12 protein-coding genes are annotated in these 15,266 nt (G+C 27.9%); 2 read left to right on the forward strand and 10 right to left on the reverse strand.

Annotated features, from left to right (window positions below; all coding sequences use genetic code 11):
* Nucleotides 1–64: 64 nt before the first annotated feature.
* Complete coding sequence (locus AVBRAN9334_RS00805) at nucleotides 65–3,523, forward strand: acyl-[ACP]--phospholipid O-acyltransferase (RefSeq protein WP_336606754.1); 3,459 nt, start codon at nucleotides 65–67, stop codon at nucleotides 3,521–3,523.
* A gap of 161 nt (nucleotides 3,524–3,684) precedes the next feature.
* Here the strand turns inward: AVBRAN9334_RS00805 and AVBRAN9334_RS00810 are convergent, their stop codons facing one another.
* Genes AVBRAN9334_RS00810 through AVBRAN9334_RS00845 form a run of 8 tightly spaced genes read right to left on the reverse strand, consistent with a single transcriptional unit; the run spans nucleotide 3,685 to nucleotide 11,752 of the window.
* Nucleotides 3,685–4,143: a TlpA family protein disulfide reductase gene (locus AVBRAN9334_RS00810; RefSeq protein WP_214119525.1), complete on the reverse strand. Its 459-nt coding sequence runs from the start codon at nucleotides 4,141–4,143 to the stop codon at nucleotides 3,685–3,687.
* Nucleotides 4,140–4,601 (reverse strand): TlpA family protein disulfide reductase, encoded by a 462-nt coding sequence (locus AVBRAN9334_RS00815; protein WP_214119523.1) that lies wholly within the window; start codon nucleotides 4,599–4,601, stop codon nucleotides 4,140–4,142. Before AVBRAN9334_RS00815 ends, AVBRAN9334_RS00810 begins: the two co-directional genes overlap by 4 nt.
* Entirely contained in the window at nucleotides 4,594–5,244 is a 651-nt protein-coding gene (locus AVBRAN9334_RS00820; protein WP_214117801.1) for an ABC transporter ATP-binding protein, read from the reverse strand. Before AVBRAN9334_RS00820 ends, AVBRAN9334_RS00815 begins: the two co-directional genes overlap by 8 nt.
* A complete protein-coding gene (locus AVBRAN9334_RS00825) occupies nucleotides 5,245–6,384 on the reverse strand; it encodes an ABC transporter permease (RefSeq protein ID WP_336606755.1) in 1,140 nt (379 codons plus the stop codon).
* The gene (locus tag AVBRAN9334_RS00830; protein ID WP_214117803.1) at nucleotides 6,371–7,672 is read right to left on the reverse strand and encodes an ABC transporter permease; all 1,302 of its coding nucleotides are present in this window, start codon (nucleotides 7,670–7,672) and stop codon (nucleotides 6,371–6,373) included. Before AVBRAN9334_RS00830 ends, AVBRAN9334_RS00825 begins: the two co-directional genes overlap by 14 nt.
* An 8-nt stretch (nucleotides 7,673–7,680) precedes the next feature.
* Nucleotides 7,681–9,078 carry a Fe-S-containing protein gene (locus AVBRAN9334_RS00835; RefSeq protein ID WP_336606756.1) on the reverse strand — a complete coding sequence of 466 codons (1,398 nt, stop codon included), beginning with the start codon at nucleotides 9,076–9,078 and terminating at the stop codon, nucleotides 7,681–7,683.
* 59 nt (nucleotides 9,079–9,137) lie between these two features.
* Nucleotides 9,138–9,674, reverse strand: coding sequence for an iron transporter (locus AVBRAN9334_RS00840; protein WP_214117805.1), 537 nt, complete (start codon nucleotides 9,672–9,674; stop codon nucleotides 9,138–9,140).
* Nucleotides 9,671–11,752 (reverse strand): FTR1 family iron permease, encoded by a 2,082-nt coding sequence (locus tag AVBRAN9334_RS00845; protein WP_336606757.1) that lies wholly within the window; start codon nucleotides 11,750–11,752, stop codon nucleotides 9,671–9,673. Before AVBRAN9334_RS00845 ends, AVBRAN9334_RS00840 begins: the two co-directional genes overlap by 4 nt.
* A 187-nt stretch (nucleotides 11,753–11,939) precedes the next feature.
* Here AVBRAN9334_RS00845 and AVBRAN9334_RS00850 point away from each other — a divergent pair, with 187 nt between their 5' ends.
* Nucleotides 11,940–12,296: a hypothetical protein gene (locus AVBRAN9334_RS00850; protein WP_214150187.1), complete on the forward strand. Its 357-nt coding sequence runs from the start codon at nucleotides 11,940–11,942 to the stop codon at nucleotides 12,294–12,296.
* A 40-nt stretch (nucleotides 12,297–12,336) separates the two neighbouring features.
* Here AVBRAN9334_RS00850 and AVBRAN9334_RS00855 read toward each other — a convergent pair whose 3' ends face one another.
* Nucleotides 12,337–13,719: a sodium-dependent transporter gene (locus AVBRAN9334_RS00855; protein ID WP_336606758.1), complete on the reverse strand. Its 1,383-nt coding sequence runs from the start codon at nucleotides 13,717–13,719 to the stop codon at nucleotides 12,337–12,339.
* A gap of 64 nt (nucleotides 13,720–13,783) precedes the next feature.
* Entirely contained in the window at nucleotides 13,784–15,157 is a 1,374-nt protein-coding gene (locus tag AVBRAN9334_RS00860) for an anaerobic C4-dicarboxylate transporter (RefSeq protein ID WP_336606759.1), read from the reverse strand.
* Nucleotides 15,158–15,266: the final 109 nt, after the last annotated feature.

Below are 15,266 nucleotides of genomic sequence, written 5' to 3' on the forward strand. Positions count from 1 at the left end.
CGTTATAACTAATTTACAATAAAATAAAAAAATAGTTAAATAAATTATTTCTTAGGGGTTATAAATGAGAAACGATTTTTTAAAAATCAATGGAATAATCGCATTTTTATTAGTTGGGTTTTTGAATGCTTTTGTTGATTTAGGACATAAAATCATCATTCAAAACACGGTTTATAAGATTTATGATGGCAGTACGCAATTATTTTTAACCGCAATTATTAATGCTTTAATTTTATTGCCTTATATTTTTAGCTTTTCAATATCAGGATTTTTAGCTGATAAATATCCTAAAAATAAAGTTATGAAAATAACTGCTTTAGCAAATATATTTTTAGTATCAATCATTTGTTTTAGTTATTACAATGGTTATTTTTATCTAGCCTTTATAATGACGCTTATTATGGGTATTCAATCAGCCTTATATTCTCCTGCTAAATATGGTTATATTAAAGAGCTAGTTGGTATCAAACAACTTGCTATGGGAAATGGTGCTATAAATGCTGTTAGTATTGTGGCTATTTTGTGCGGAATGCTTGTATTTTCTTTAGGTTTTGAATTATTATTAAACGAGTTTAGCACGAGTAAGGATATATTAACTCAAGTAGCTCCATTAGGCTTATTGCTAGTAGCTTTTAGTGTTTTAGAATTTATTTTAGCGTCTAAATTACCGCAGGTTAAAAGCGAAAATTCTAATTTAGCATTCAATAAAAACGATTATTTAAAAGGAGTTTTGCTTAAAAACAACCTTAGCTTAATATTTCAAAATAAAGTAATTTGGCTATGTATAATAGGAATTGCCTTCTTTTGGGCTATTTCTCAATTATATTTAGTATCTTTTCCTGTATTTGCTAAGTTTCATCTAAATGAATTAAATACCTTTTATGTGCAAGGCGTAATGGCAGCTAGTGCAATAGGCGTTATTATAGGCTCAATAATTGCAGGTAGATTTTCTAAAAACTACATTGAATTAGGGCTTATCCCGCTTGGTGCTTTAGGATTATTTTTAAGCTCATTATTAATAAGCTTTCTTAATAATTTATTTGCCTTTGCACTTGTATTTTTTATATTTGGCATATCTGGGGCAATATTCACAATCGCTCTTAATTCTTTAATACAATTTAATGCTAAAGAAAATGAATTAGGTATAGTCTTAGCAGGAAATAATTTTATTCAAAATATTTTTATGCTAAGTTTTGTAATACTTGCTACTTTTTTTGCTTATTTAGAAATTGATGTTTTATATTTGTTTTATTTCATTGTAGTTGTGAGTTTTTTAGGCTCTTTTTATGTATTAATAAAACTGCCTTTTTCTTTAGTAAGAATAATAGTAAGCCTTGCTTTTTATCAAAAATATAGATTATTAGTAGCAGGATTTGAAAATATCCCACAAAATAAAGGAGTGCTATTATTAGGCAATCATATTTCCTTTATTGACTGGGCTATCATACAAATGGCAATCCCTAAAAAAGTGCATTTTGTAATGGAGAGAAAATACTATCAAAAATGGTATATTAGAATGTTTATAAAGCATTTTGGAGTAATCCCTGTAAGCTCTGCTGCAAGTAAAGAAGCCTTAGAATTAATTGCAACTTATATCAAAAAAGGCGAAATTGTTTGTATTTTCCCTGAAGGAACTCTCTCAAGACACGGACATTTAAATGAATTTAAAAGTGGTTTTGAATTAGCATGCAAGGATTTAAGCGAAGATGATGGGATTATAATTCCTTTTTATATCCACGGGCTTTGGGGTAGTTCGTTTTCAAGAAGTGATGAAGAATACAATCTAAGAAATAAAAAAATCGGTAAAAGAGAAATAGCAATAGCATTCGGAACAGCCCTTAGCATACATTCAAGTAAAGAATTAGTAAAAGCTAAAGTATTTGAACTATCATTCTTAGCTACAAAAACTAAAAGCGATAATCTAAAAACAATAGAAAAAGCCTTTATCATAAGTGCTAAAAAATACTCACAAAATATAGCGATAAACGACCCTTTAGCAGGAGATATAAGCTACAAAAAACTCCTAGCATTAAGCCTAGTGCTTAGTAAAAAAATCCCTAACGATGAAAATATAGGCATATTATTACCTGCTTCATTTGCTTCAACGCTTGTAAATCTAGCTAGTTTATTTGCTGGAAAAACCATAGTAAATCTAAATTACACCGCAGGAATAAAAGCAATCAATCAAGCAAAAGAAAGTGCAAATATAAAGCATATTTATACATCATCTAAATTCTTAGAAAAGCTAGAAAATAAAGGCTTTAAATTAGAATTAGAAAATGTAAATATCATTTATTTAGAAGATTTAATAAAAGCAATAAAAAAAGAAAAGCTAGATATTATCTTTAAACTCTTTTTAATAAGTATCTTACCTAGCTTTATATTACAAGCCTTATTTACTAAGAATTTAAACAATGAAAAAACAGCTGCAATTTTATTTAGTAGTGGTAGCGAAGGAATGCCTAAAGGAGTTATGTTAAGCCATAAAAATATTTTAAGCAATATTGCTTCAATTTCTAGCATAATTTGTGCAAAAGATGATGATGTAATACTCTCATCTTTACCGCCATTTCACGCATTTGGACTAACCGTTACTACCTTTATGCCTTTAATAGAAGGGATAAAAAGTGCAACTTGTGCTGACCCTACCGATGCTTTAGGCGTCGCAAAAACTATAGTAAAAAATAATGTTAGCATTATGTGTGCAACTTCTACATTTTTAGGAATATATGCAAGAAATAAAAAAATAGATGAAATTATGTTTGATAGCCTTAGAATTGTAGTTGCAGGTGCTGAAAAATTAAAGCCCGAGATTAAATCAGCTTTTGAGCTAAAGTTCAAAAAAAATATTTACGAAGGTTACGGAGCTACCGAGACAACGCCTGTTGCAAGTGTGAATTTACCTAATAAATTTGATAGCACATATTGGCAACTACATAGAGCAAATAAAGATAAAAGCGTAGGTATGCCTTTACCTGGCACTGCTATTAGAATAGTTGATCCACTAAGCTATGAAGAATTAAAAGCAAACGAAGATGGGCTTATTTTAATAGGCGGACACCAAGTAATGCAAGGATATTTAAATAATCCTGAAAAAACTGCCGAAGTTATAAAAGAAATAGATGGCATTAGATGGTATAACACAGGGGATAAGGGACATTTAGATGAAGATGGATTTTTATACATTGTAGATAGATATTCAAGGTTTGCAAAAATTGGTGGAGAGATGATTTCTTTAGGACTTGTTGAAAGCGAAGTTGCTAAAGTGATTAATAATGATGAAGTAAAACTCTGCTCTACTTCTTTAGAAGATGATAAAAAAGGCGAGATGGTAGTTTTATTAATTGAATGTAGTGAAGAAAAATTTGATTATTTTGTAGATTTAATAAAACAAAGCGAAATACTAGCAATTTATAAACCTAGTAAATATATTTTGATAAAAGAAATTCCATTATTAGGCAGTGGAAAGGTAGATTATAAAGAAGCAAAAGCCCTAGCTAAAAGTATTTTAGAAAACAATTAATAAAATTTATACTAAAAGGAAGAGTAACTTAAACTCTAAACCTTTTAGTTTTGTAATACTAATTAAAGTTTTGCTAATTTTTGAATATTAAAGTATCAAATGAAATTCTTAATTATTTTTAGATGAAAAATATTTTAGATTTTACTTATGCGTTTTTAATATTAAATCAACATATTTAATTCATTTTCTAAGACAGATTTTGGAGTAAGCGATATAAATTTTTTAACCATTTTTCCATCTTTATCGTAAATAAACATAGCAGGCACACCCCAAACACCACCTACTACATTGCTTAAATACTCAACATCTAAACTCTCATAAATAGTAGCAAATGTAACACCTTTTAAGCTTTCTTTTGCCATATCATAATCTCTCATACCACCTAATACAGCAATAATTTTATAATCCTTACTAAGTTCATTTAAGATAGGAATTTGTTTAGCACATACACCGCAATCCTTTGTGTAAAAAAACAACATAAAAGGCTCATTTAATCCCTTTAATGCTTGTTCTTTCGCACTATAACTTAAATGTATTGGCTCTTTTGAATTTAAAGCTAACATTGCTTCATCTTTACAAGCACAAAGTAAAAATATGAAAATTGCTAGAAAAAATCTCATAAATATTCCTTAATCTTATTAGTTAAAAATTCCAAACTTCTATCACCTAATACTTTATCCACATAAACTCCATCTTTTAAAATAAATAAAGTCGGAACAGCAAAAATATCATACCTACTCCAGCTAATGTCTTCTTCATCTTTTAAAAAAATCATATTTGAATATTGGTGTTCTAATTCGTGTTTTTTAATAGTATTTAAATCATCAATAGAATTAATTGCATAGATACTAATATTATTTTCATTCGCAAATTCATTTAATCCAGCCATTACTTTAAGGCAAGCAGCACAACCATTTTGCCAAAATTCTATCAATTCTATACCTTGTCTTTTTAACTCTATTTTATTTAAAGCTGTAGTTTTTGCAAGAATATTAGGAGCTTGTTTATTTAATACTAACTTATTATCTTCGCAAGATACAAAAAACAAAAGTATTAAAACTATTAGAATTTTATTCATTCACTATAAGTCCATCTTTAATAGTAATTATCTCATCTCCATTTTTAGCCAAGTCAGGATTGTGAGTAATTAATATAATTGTCTTGCCTTCGCTTCTTAATTTTTTGAATATATCTAAAACTATTTCTCCATTTTCTTCATCAAGATTGCCAGTAGGCTCATCAGCTAATAAAATATTTGGATTATTAATAAGACTTCTAGCTATACAAAGGCGTTGTTGCTGACCACCACTTAATTCGCTAGGTAAATGCTCTAATCTATCTAACAATCCTACTTTATCTAAGATTTTCTTAGCATCATTTTCTTCAATACTTGAATGATAATATTGAGCTAACATAACATTTTCTAATACGCTTAAATAAGGTATTAAATGAAATTGTTGAAAAATAAGCCCTATTTTTTCTCTTCTTATTCTTTGTTTATCAGCTTCACTTAAATGAGTTACATTAATACCATCTAAAAAGTATTCGCCTTCACTTGCATTATCAAGCAATGATAAAATATTTAAAAGCGTAGTTTTGCCACTACCACTCTTACCTACGATACTAAGCCAACGACCTTGATTTAATTCAAAATTAAGACCTTTTAAAACATGGGCTTTATCAAATCTTTTATGTAAATTACTAACCTTAATAATACTCATTTATTCTCCTCTTAAATTACCTACTATATCTATTTGCAATGCTTTTTTTATCGGAAAATACGCAGCAAATGATGCAAAAAATAACGATATAAAAATTGAAAGCACAAAAGCACTTAATCTAAAATCTATACTAGCATTAAAAATAATATTGCCTAAAATCTGTGCTAAAAAATACCCACCAATAGTGCCTAATAAAGATGAAACAACAGCTAAAATAAATACTTCATAAGCAAATAATTTTGCTATATCTTTAAAACTAGCCCCAAGAGCTAAATGCAAGGCTATTTCTTTTTTTCTTGAAAAAATAATTGAACTAAGAGTTGTATTAACACTTGTTGAGCTAATTATTAAAATAACAATAGAAATCAAAAACATAAGACCTTTTATTTTTTCTAAAATTGCTCCTTCTTTTAAACTAACACTTAAAATTGGTTTTAATTCTGCATTATTGCTTACTGCTATTTTGCTAAGCTCTGATAGATTTTCAAAATCATCATCAACTATTAAAGATACATAAGAATATTTATCATTAATACCTGATAAATCTTTAGCAGAATTTAAATTGATAAAAGCCATAGCATCAATCTCATCTCCAGTAGAAAAAATCCCTTTTATAATATAAGTTTTCTCATAAGGAATTCCATTTTTTACTATTGTTAAAGGTAGTTTTTGATTTATGTCTTTTTTTAGAGTATTTGCTAAGTCTATACCTAAATAAATACTATTATCTTTTAAATATTCGCTTTGACTTAGGCTACCTTTTTTAACTAATAAAAACTTATTGATTTTTTTAAATTCATCAAAATCAACCCCAGCTACTATTAATTGCCTTGTAGAAAAAACAGGGCTAAAGTATAAATAAGGAGAATAAGCTAATAATTTGTCTTTACTAATTTTTGATTTAATTAAATTAGCTTCTTTAATATCTAAATAATCATCACTTTTAGAACTAATTAGCATATTAGCTCCATAACTTTTAAGTTCTTTGCTCATTTTATTGTCAATATCAAAATATATGTTTAAAAAAGCATTAGTAACGCAAGTTCCTATAAAAATTGATATTAAAACTATTATTAATCTTTGCTTTGAAAAAACTATACTCTTTTTAACTTGTGTGAAAAAAAAGTTATTTACGCTCATATAACACCTCAACTATTTCAAGATTTACAAAATTCTTAGTAGCTATTAATGAGCCAAGTAAAGCCACCAAACTAGCAAAAAACATACAAATAAATATAATTATGAAGTTATATTCAATACTATGAGAAAAAATACTATAAGATATAATATCACTTACAAAAAATCCAAACACAGCACCAAAAATACTAGCAATTAAACTAACAAACAAATAATCAATTGCAAAAACCAAATAAACTTGTAAATTACTAGCGCCTAATGCTTTAAACAAACCTATTTCTTTTTTTCTTCTATAAACATCGCTATTTATTAAAGACGCTTCTGCAATACTTGCAACGATTAAAGATATGATAAAAATAATTCCCATTAGACCTTGAATTTTTTTAACGATAGAGCTTTCAGCATCTGCTACTTTACTAACAGCTTTTGCACTTGCTCCTTTATAATTTTCTTCAATTTGATATGCAATAGAGCTTACAAAAGCCGTGCAATACCAATTATCAAATTCTACTTGATTTAAACTCTTTATATCATATCTTGCCCTATGAGCTATGTCATTTTCTGGAATTGTTAGAGCTGATACTTCTGCTCTTTCATAAGTATTTGGCTCATTTAAAATATCATTTAATCTATCTATATTAATTAAAATTTTATCTTCATAATCACCCAAATTACTCACAATGCCAACTACTTTTAACTCTACTTCTTTATCATTTATAAGCACTTTAAAAGTATCGTTAGCTTTAAGATTTAAAGAATTTGCTAATTTTTCACTTATATTTACTTCATTTTCTAAACTATTATCATTTACAAAGTTTAAATCAGTCTTTAAAAAAGGCAAAAGAGATAAAAATCCAGTATCAAATACCACGGTTTTATTACCAAATTTATCTTGTTCTATGACTAATTCTTTATTAAAATATGTGCCTAAGATACTAATTTTTTTGCCTTGAAATTCTACTTGGCGTTGTTTAAATGGAGCTATTGCTGTTATATTATTTGACCAGAAAATATCTTTAATTTTTCTCAAATCATCAAGATTTAGGAATTTACTTTCGCTTTGTAATTTAAAGCTTTTATTACCAACTTCAATACTATAAGATGAGCCTTGTGGTAAAACACTAATATTTGCTCCATAATTTCTTAGCTCTTTTCCTAGCTGATTGCCAACTCCAAGAGTTATATTAAGCATACAAGCAAGGAGCAAACAAGCTAAAAAAATAGTCGCAAAACTTAATAATTTTTGAATAGGATTGCCTAAAATTGATTTTTTTACTATTCTTAAAAACATTTTTACTCCTAACTTCTTCTTTCAATCAAAAATAAAGCTTTATCACTTGAGCTTACAAATTTTGATGGATCTTTTTTAAATTCTTGATAACTTTCATCAGAATTAAAATAATAACTAATACCATTATAAATATAGGTTTTCTTAGCTTTTGTGTTTAGAAATTTTTCTTTATTTACTGGGTCTTGAACTTGCATTTCAACTACTTTACTAAAATAGTTTTCCCCACCTAATACATCTTTTACTTTCACAATTATCTTATCGTTAATAACTTCAAATTTTAAAGGAATTGGATTGCAACCACCTTCTTTACCTACGCTAGGTAAAAATATCCTAACATTACAAGCTACACATAATAATTCATTATTTTTCATAACATAGCCATTATCCCCACAAATACTACAAGCATCAAATACTACTACAGGAGTTTGCTTACCTGCGTGGCGATTAATTATAAAAAATCTAATTTCCTTACCAGAGCTAGAAATATAAGCATAGCGATATAATTTACCATCTTGAATATCTTTAGCATCAAATTCAAAATAATCTTTATTTTTAGGAGTAATGATTTTTGGCTCATCAACTTGAATAGGTTTAGAATCTACTAAATCATAAAATAACATAACTAAAGCAGCACTAATACTTAATATAAAATGAATAGTAAAATGAGAATTTATACTAAAAGTTTTTGCGATATTTTTTCTATATTCTATGTCAAAATCACAAGCTTTTTCTCTATATTTTGGTCTATTTTTTAAGCAAGTGCCAACATAAATAATACCTAAAATCAAGCAAATATAATAATAAAACTCGGCATAATATCTACTCTTAGTAATATAACTAAGCAAAATAGAGCTATCACTAACTCCAATTCTAATTAGATAATACATAATCTCAGCAAAAGCAGTATTTAAAAACATAATTGCAAAAATTACATAAATACAAATTCTTGATTTTGAAAATGAATTTGAATTAGCAAAAAGAAAATTAATATAAAAAATAATACAAATAAAAATAGCTAATAAAATAAAGCCAAAATTTAAAATCCCTTGAGTATCTAATAAGCTTGATGAAAATATAGGATAAGCAACTGATAATAAAAAGTATTTTAAAGAAGCTGCTAAAGATATAAAAAAGCTTAATATATAAGCAAATAAAGAATTATTTTTAAAAATTACTAATTTAATTAAGCTAAAAAATAAAGTAACTAATAAAATTATATTAGCTGTTAATACCCCTATTCTATCTACTTTTTCATAGTGGAATATATAAAATAAAATATATCCAAAAATAAAACCAACTAAAGTAAAAATAATATTTAATTTTAATGATGAATTTTTAGCATAAAAAGCTGTAAAAAAACTAACTAAAAAGCACTCTAAAAATATATGCACAAAATATATACTCATTATTGTCCTTATTTTTGTATATTTTTTATAGAAAGCCTAAGCTTTCTATATTTTAAGTTTTATTTATCAGGTGTTCCTGTGTATTTGAATTTGTATTTAACATTAAATGTATCAAACCACTCGCCAACACCTGTTTCTTTATCTACGTGGCGACCAAAACCTTGTTTTTCAGGATTATCAATTACAAATTCTAATTCATAATTACCAATTCCTGTATCCATTTTAATATTTGCACCATAGTGAGGACCATCATCAGCTACCATTGGCATAAGTTTTCCAACTTTTGTTTTACCATTATCAAGGTTAGTTAATTTATAGCCAATTGTAAGATATGGCATCCAAAAACCTTCAGGAAAACCATTTGGATTTTCTTTAAGAGCGTGAATGTCAGCTTCTAAGTGAATATCAGCTAAAGACGCTGCTAAATCAATACCTCTTGGCTCCATTTCAATTGGTTGAAGATACACAGCTGCTATTTCCATTCCGTGTAATTTATAGCTTTCTGCACCATCAATTGTAGGAATTTCAACTTCTCCTGCAAACACTGAAGACGCTAAAAAAGCACCTGCTACTAAACTAAGCAATGATTTTTTCATTGTTTCTCCTTTGATTTGATTTGCATATAAACAACTCCTCCTATTAATAGGACGAGGATTATTGCCTGTAAAATTAAGCTCTCATAATAAGGATATAATCCTAACCAAGTAATGCTTTCAAATTGCATTGGTATGAGATGTGGAGTTAAGACCTTGCCCTCAACAAGTTCCATAATCCCTTTGCCTGTAAAAGCAAAACACATATAAAAAATAATAATTGAGGTTATTAAGAAAAATTGTTTTATAGGAATTCTAATTGCACCAGCTTTAAGTAAGAAATATAAAACTACTAATATAACAATACCAAGAGCTAAACCACCTAAAACAGCACTAAGTCCAGCACCAGAACCAGAATCAATCAATAATGCTTGATAGAACAATATTGTTTCAGCACCTTCTCTAAATACTGCTAAAAACACGGTCCACCATAATGTTTTAGCACTACCATTTGTAATAGCTAGTCTTGCTTGCTCTTTTAAATTACTTGCATATTTTTTATTTCTTGCATTACTAAGTAGCCAAAAGCCAACATAAAATAATAAAACAACAGCAATTAGCATTGTTACACCTTCTATTAGCTCTCTACTTTGTCCTGAATTTTTAATAAAATATGAAACTATAAAAGCAGTGATAAATGATAAAACAACACCACTACCAAGTGCTGAATAAGCTATATTTAATCTGTCTTTATTACCGCTTTGAATAATATATGAAATTATTGCAACTACTATTATTAAAGCTTCTAAACCTTCTCTTAAAATAATAGTAAGTGATGATATAAATAAAAACCAAACACTTGTATCATTGATTTTATCTAACTGACTTTCAATTAATTTATTTAACTCATCAAAATTAGCAATTAACTCATCTTTAGAAGCCTTACTTTTAATTAGTGCTGTTCCTTTAGTAAATTTTGCTTCTATTTCAAGCTTTATATTTGAATTAACAGCACCAATTTTACTCTCCATTCCTTTTGCTTCAAAAATATCTAAATATATATTTTGAAGAGCATCAATACTTGCTTTTTCTCCCATTGTTTCATAGTCTTGAACTATTTTATTTAAAGCTATTTTAATATCAGTTGCAACTTGAGTATAATCTACATTCTTAGTCTCATCAACATATCCAACTAATTTTAATTTATCTAAATTACTAGCATCTATTTTAGTCATTACATCAAATATAGAATCTAATATCTCTTCACTTCTAGCTCTCATATCGCTTTCAGTTACTTTTCCTTCGCGAATATCACTGCCAAAACTTCTTAACTTGCTTCTCATATTAAGATTTTTTGTTGCATTTATTAGAATTTCAATATTTGTATTTATATATATTTCTTCTCTTGCAACGCCAATTGTATCAGCTGCTTTTGTAAATTCTCCTTGCTTATTGTATTGAATAGCTTCGTCAAATTTCTCACTTAATAAATCATATACATATTGTAATTTTGGATCAATCGCAGCTGCTGCTTGAAGGTCTTCTAAACTATCATAAACTTCTTTTTGCATAGTTGGTTTTGTGATTTCTCCACTTGCTTCTTTGCTAAGATGGGCTAATTCTGCTGCTTTTTGTTCTTCACATTTAGTTTTTGCACTATTTTCATCTGCTCCAAACATCATCTCACCTTCAATGCAAGTTTTCAACAAATTCTCTCTTGCATTCATTTCAGCTTTTGCTTTATCATAATTTGGATCAGACGCTACTGCAACTATTTTAAAGCCATTTTGTATAACTGGCGTTACTTCTTCTAAATCAAATATCAAACCATCTATTAAAGCTTCAATTTTGCCTATATTTTCTCCACGCCCATAATAACCACGAAGATTGGTAAATTTTCTCTCCATCAAATAGCCTTTTCTACCAATATTTCTTCCAATAGGACCTTCCATATTTTCAAAATGTTGAAAATAAGCTTCACTTGCAAGTTGTCTTGCAGTTTTTGCATCACCTTTTTTATAGGCTTCTAAACCTTTATTTAGCTTTTCTATAATTAAATCTTTTTCCTTGAAATAATCAACATCATCTCTAGCTATTAAAGATATACAAATAGCAAAAATAAGCAAAAATATTTTTTTCACAAGATAACCTTTATAATAATTTTACTCATTATTGTATGAGTTATAAATAAATAAAATCTAAATGATACTTATTATTTTTTTCATTATTATCAATTAGAATTAATGTTGATAAAAATAATTTATTCTTATTAACCATTTTTAATAATTCGCTCCTACAATTTCGCGACTTTTTTAAAAGGAGATAAAAATGAAAAAAGTATGTTTGTCATTAGTTGCCTTTATAGGCCTTAATTTATGTGCTGCTGAAATTCCTGCAGTTGATGTTTTAGATTGCAAAAGTGCTGAATGTATCAATGGCGCAAAAGCTGAAAAAATATTAGAAAAAAGTGAGCAAAAGGTAGTAGAAGAAGCAAAAGCTAAAGAAGAAGTGGTAAAACAAGTTAGCGATAAAGTAGAAGAAAAAAAAGAAGTAGTTAAAGAAGAAGTAAAACAAACAAAAGAAGAAATTAAAAAGGCAAAAAAAGAAGCTAAGAAAAATAAAAAAAGTAAAGAAGCTAAAAAATCAAAACACAACAAAAAAGAAAAAGTAGAAAACAAAAAATAATTTATACTTACGATTTAGCTAATGCTAAATCGTAAAATATTTAATTAAAAAATCCCAAAATATATGATTTTAAATTCTCAAAACCACTTATAAAAATTACAATAATTACAATAGGAATAAAATATTTTATATAATAAAACCAAGCTTTATAAAGTGGATTTTTAAGTTCATAATTATTGCTAATTTCTCTTAAAGCTTCATCTTTACCTAAAACAAAAGCAACATAAATTACACAAAGTAAAGCTGTAATTACAAATAAAATATTTCCACTAATAAAATCAAATGTATCAAAAATATTTCTTCCATAAATTAAAACATTATCAAGCACTCCATAACTTAATAAAGCAGGAGTATTTCCTAATATAAAAATTCCACCTAAAACTAAATTAATCGCTGTATTTTTTGAGATTTTAAATTTTTCTTCTAATACAGAAATAATTACTTGATAAATAGGCAAACTCGTAGTAAGTGCAGCTGTTAATAATAAAACAAAAAACACTATAGCAAAGAAATCCCCAAAATGCATATGAGAAAACACTATTGGTAAGGTTTTAAATACTAATGATGGACCAGCATCAGGACTTAATCCAAAAGAAAATAAAGAAGGAAATATCATAAATCCTGCTAAAACCGCTACAAGAGTATTTACAATACCTGTAATAATTGCTGTTTTTAATAAATCCTCGCCTTTATCAAGATAACTTGATAATGTAATCATAACCCCAAATCCAAGCGATAAAGCAAAAAATACTTGTCCTATAACATATAAAAATATACTAGGTGTAATCTTGCTAAAATCAGGATATAAATAAAACTTAATCCCTTCAATTGCCCCATCTAAAGTAACATTTCTAATAACCATAGCAATAAGACATAAAAACAAAAGCGGCATTAGATACTTAACAGAACGCTCAATTCCATCAATAACTCCACGCCTTAAAATAATCCAATTAATAAATACAAAAATAAATGTATAAATTCCTATCATTAAAGGGTCATTTTCTATATTTTTTTGATAATGTAAGCTAGTTTGCTCTGCTGTAATTACTGAAGTTAAATCAAGCCCGCCTAAATTAAACATAGACATAATAATATTAACAATATAGCTAATTACCCAAGCACCTAAAACCATATAATAAGCCATAATTGCATAGCTTCCAAATAGCCCTAAATACCCAACAAATTGCCATTTTTTACTAAAACAATCAACGCTATTTTTATGCATTCTTCTGCCTATTATATTTTCTACTAAGATAATAGGAACACCGACTAAAAACATAGCTATTATAAATAATAAAACATAAGCACCACCACCATTTTCTCCTACCATATAAGGAAATCTCCAAGTAGCTCCAAATCCAATAGTAGCACCTGCAACGGTTAAAATATATGTAAGTCTATTACTCCAAGTAAGTCGTTTCATAATGTATCCTTTTTTGAAAAAGGATACATTTTATACAAAAAATAATGATAATTTCAAGTTTTTTTTAAATAAATTTTACAAATAAAAATCCTAAAGCAACGCTTAAAGCAATCATTAAAACGCCTGGAATAAAGAAAGAATGGTTAAATACATACTTTCCTATCCTAGTAGTTTTTGTATCATCCATTCCAACCGCACCAAGTAATGTTGGGTAAGTTGGTAACACAAAGAGTGCTGAAACTGCTGCAAAAGAAGCGATGATTATTTTTGCGTTTTCTGGGTTTTCATTTAATGCAAGTGCAACAATTACTGATGGAACTATTGCTTTAGCAGTTGCTGCTTGAGAATATAAAAGCATACTAGCAAAGAAAAAGGCAAAAGCTAATAAGAATTGATATTGTTCTACTAAGCCTTTAGCAAATTCTTTTATTTCATTACTATGAGCGCTTACATAAGTATCTCCTAGCCACGCAACACCTAAAACACAAACACAAGCATTCATACCGCTCTTAAATACACTTGTTTCAATGATTTTTGAAGTATTGATTTTAGTGCTTAATACAATAAAAGTAGCAATGCTAAGCATTACACACATAATAGCACTATCTCTTGGAATAATTATCTCATCAGCTTTTAAGCCTGAAATATAAGTCGCATAACAAACAACAGCTAAAACGCCAATAACAAAAATCACAACGCTAGTCTTAGCACCTTTAATAATCTCTTTTTGAGTACTTTGTTTTTTTACTATTTCACCTTTTTTAAGTAATTCTTGATAATACTCATCAGAACTTAAATCAAGATTTGAAAACTTAGTTACCAAAAACGCACTAAGCATACAAGCTAAATAAGTGCTACCTATCCAAATGCTTAATAATGTTAAATAAGAATACCCAAAAGGCTCAAGCACACCACTAAGATAAACAACAGCTGCACTAACAGGACTTGCAGTAATTGCTATTTGACTTGATACAACTGCAAGGCTAAGTGGAGCTTTTGGCTTAATATTTTGCTCTTTTGCAACCTCAACAATTACTGGTATCATAGAAAACGCAGTATGCCCTGTCCCTGCTAAAATAGTTAAAAAATAAGTAATACTAGGAGCTAAATAATTGATTTTTTTAGGATTTTTCCTAAGTATTTTTTCAGCAATATGCACCAAATAATCAAGCCCGCCTGCTAATTGCATAGCCGAAATTGCTGCAATTACTGACATAATGATTAAAATTACCGAAGTTGGAATTTCGCCTGGTTTTATACCACACAAAATACCTAATAAAATAACTCCAATCCCACCAGTATAGCCAATGGCAATTCCACCAAGTCTAACACCTAAAAATATAGCCGCTAAAACTATGGCTAAATCCAAAAATCCAACAACATTCGCAAAAAGCAAAAAGCAAATCGCTACAACAATCCAAACATATTTGTTTTTCATTTTAACTCCTTTAAAATGCCAATTTTACACATAATTATTTTAATGTTTTATAAAAATTAAAAGATTTAAATTTTAAAGAATAATTAAAAAGAAAAATTAGGAATTTAAA

The sequence above is a fragment of the Campylobacter sp. RM9334 genome, from assembly GCF_020138145.1.
Taxonomy (GTDB): domain Bacteria; phylum Campylobacterota; class Campylobacteria; order Campylobacterales; family Campylobacteraceae; genus Campylobacter_E.

What these genes read in the sequence shown, in the direction of transcription:
- AVBRAN9334_RS00855 (WP_336606758.1), bottom strand. Translation starts at nt 13,719, where the DNA reads ATGAAACGACTTACTTGGAGTAATAGACTTACATATATTTTAACCGTT.
- AVBRAN9334_RS00820 (WP_214117801.1), bottom strand. Translation starts at nt 5,244, where the DNA reads ATGAGTATTATTAAGGTTAGTAATTTACATAAAAGATTTGATAAAGCC.
- AVBRAN9334_RS00810 (WP_214119525.1), bottom strand. Translation starts at nt 4,143, where the DNA reads ATGAGATTTTTTCTAGCAATTTTCATATTTTTACTTTGTGCTTGTAAA.
- AVBRAN9334_RS00860 (WP_336606759.1), bottom strand. Translation starts at nt 15,157, where the DNA reads ATGAAAAACAAATATGTTTGGATTGTTGTAGCGATTTGCTTTTTGCTT.
- AVBRAN9334_RS00840 (WP_214117805.1), bottom strand. Translation starts at nt 9,674, where the DNA reads ATGAAAAAATCATTGCTTAGTTTAGTAGCAGGTGCTTTTTTAGCGTCT.
- AVBRAN9334_RS00815 (WP_214119523.1), bottom strand. Translation starts at nt 4,601, where the DNA reads ATGAATAAAATTCTAATAGTTTTAATACTTTTGTTTTTTGTATCTTGC.
- AVBRAN9334_RS00850 (WP_214150187.1), top strand. Translation starts at nt 11,940, where the DNA reads ATGAAAAAAGTATGTTTGTCATTAGTTGCCTTTATAGGCCTTAATTTA.
- AVBRAN9334_RS00835 (WP_336606756.1), bottom strand. Translation starts at nt 9,078, where the DNA reads ATGAGTATATATTTTGTGCATATATTTTTAGAGTGCTTTTTAGTTAGT.
- AVBRAN9334_RS00830 (WP_214117803.1), bottom strand. Translation starts at nt 7,672, where the DNA reads ATGTTTTTAAGAATAGTAAAAAAATCAATTTTAGGCAATCCTATTCAA.
- AVBRAN9334_RS00825 (WP_336606755.1), bottom strand. Translation starts at nt 6,384, where the DNA reads ATGAGCGTAAATAACTTTTTTTTCACACAAGTTAAAAAGAGTATAGTT.
- AVBRAN9334_RS00805 (WP_336606754.1), top strand. Translation starts at nt 65, where the DNA reads ATGAGAAACGATTTTTTAAAAATCAATGGAATAATCGCATTTTTATTA.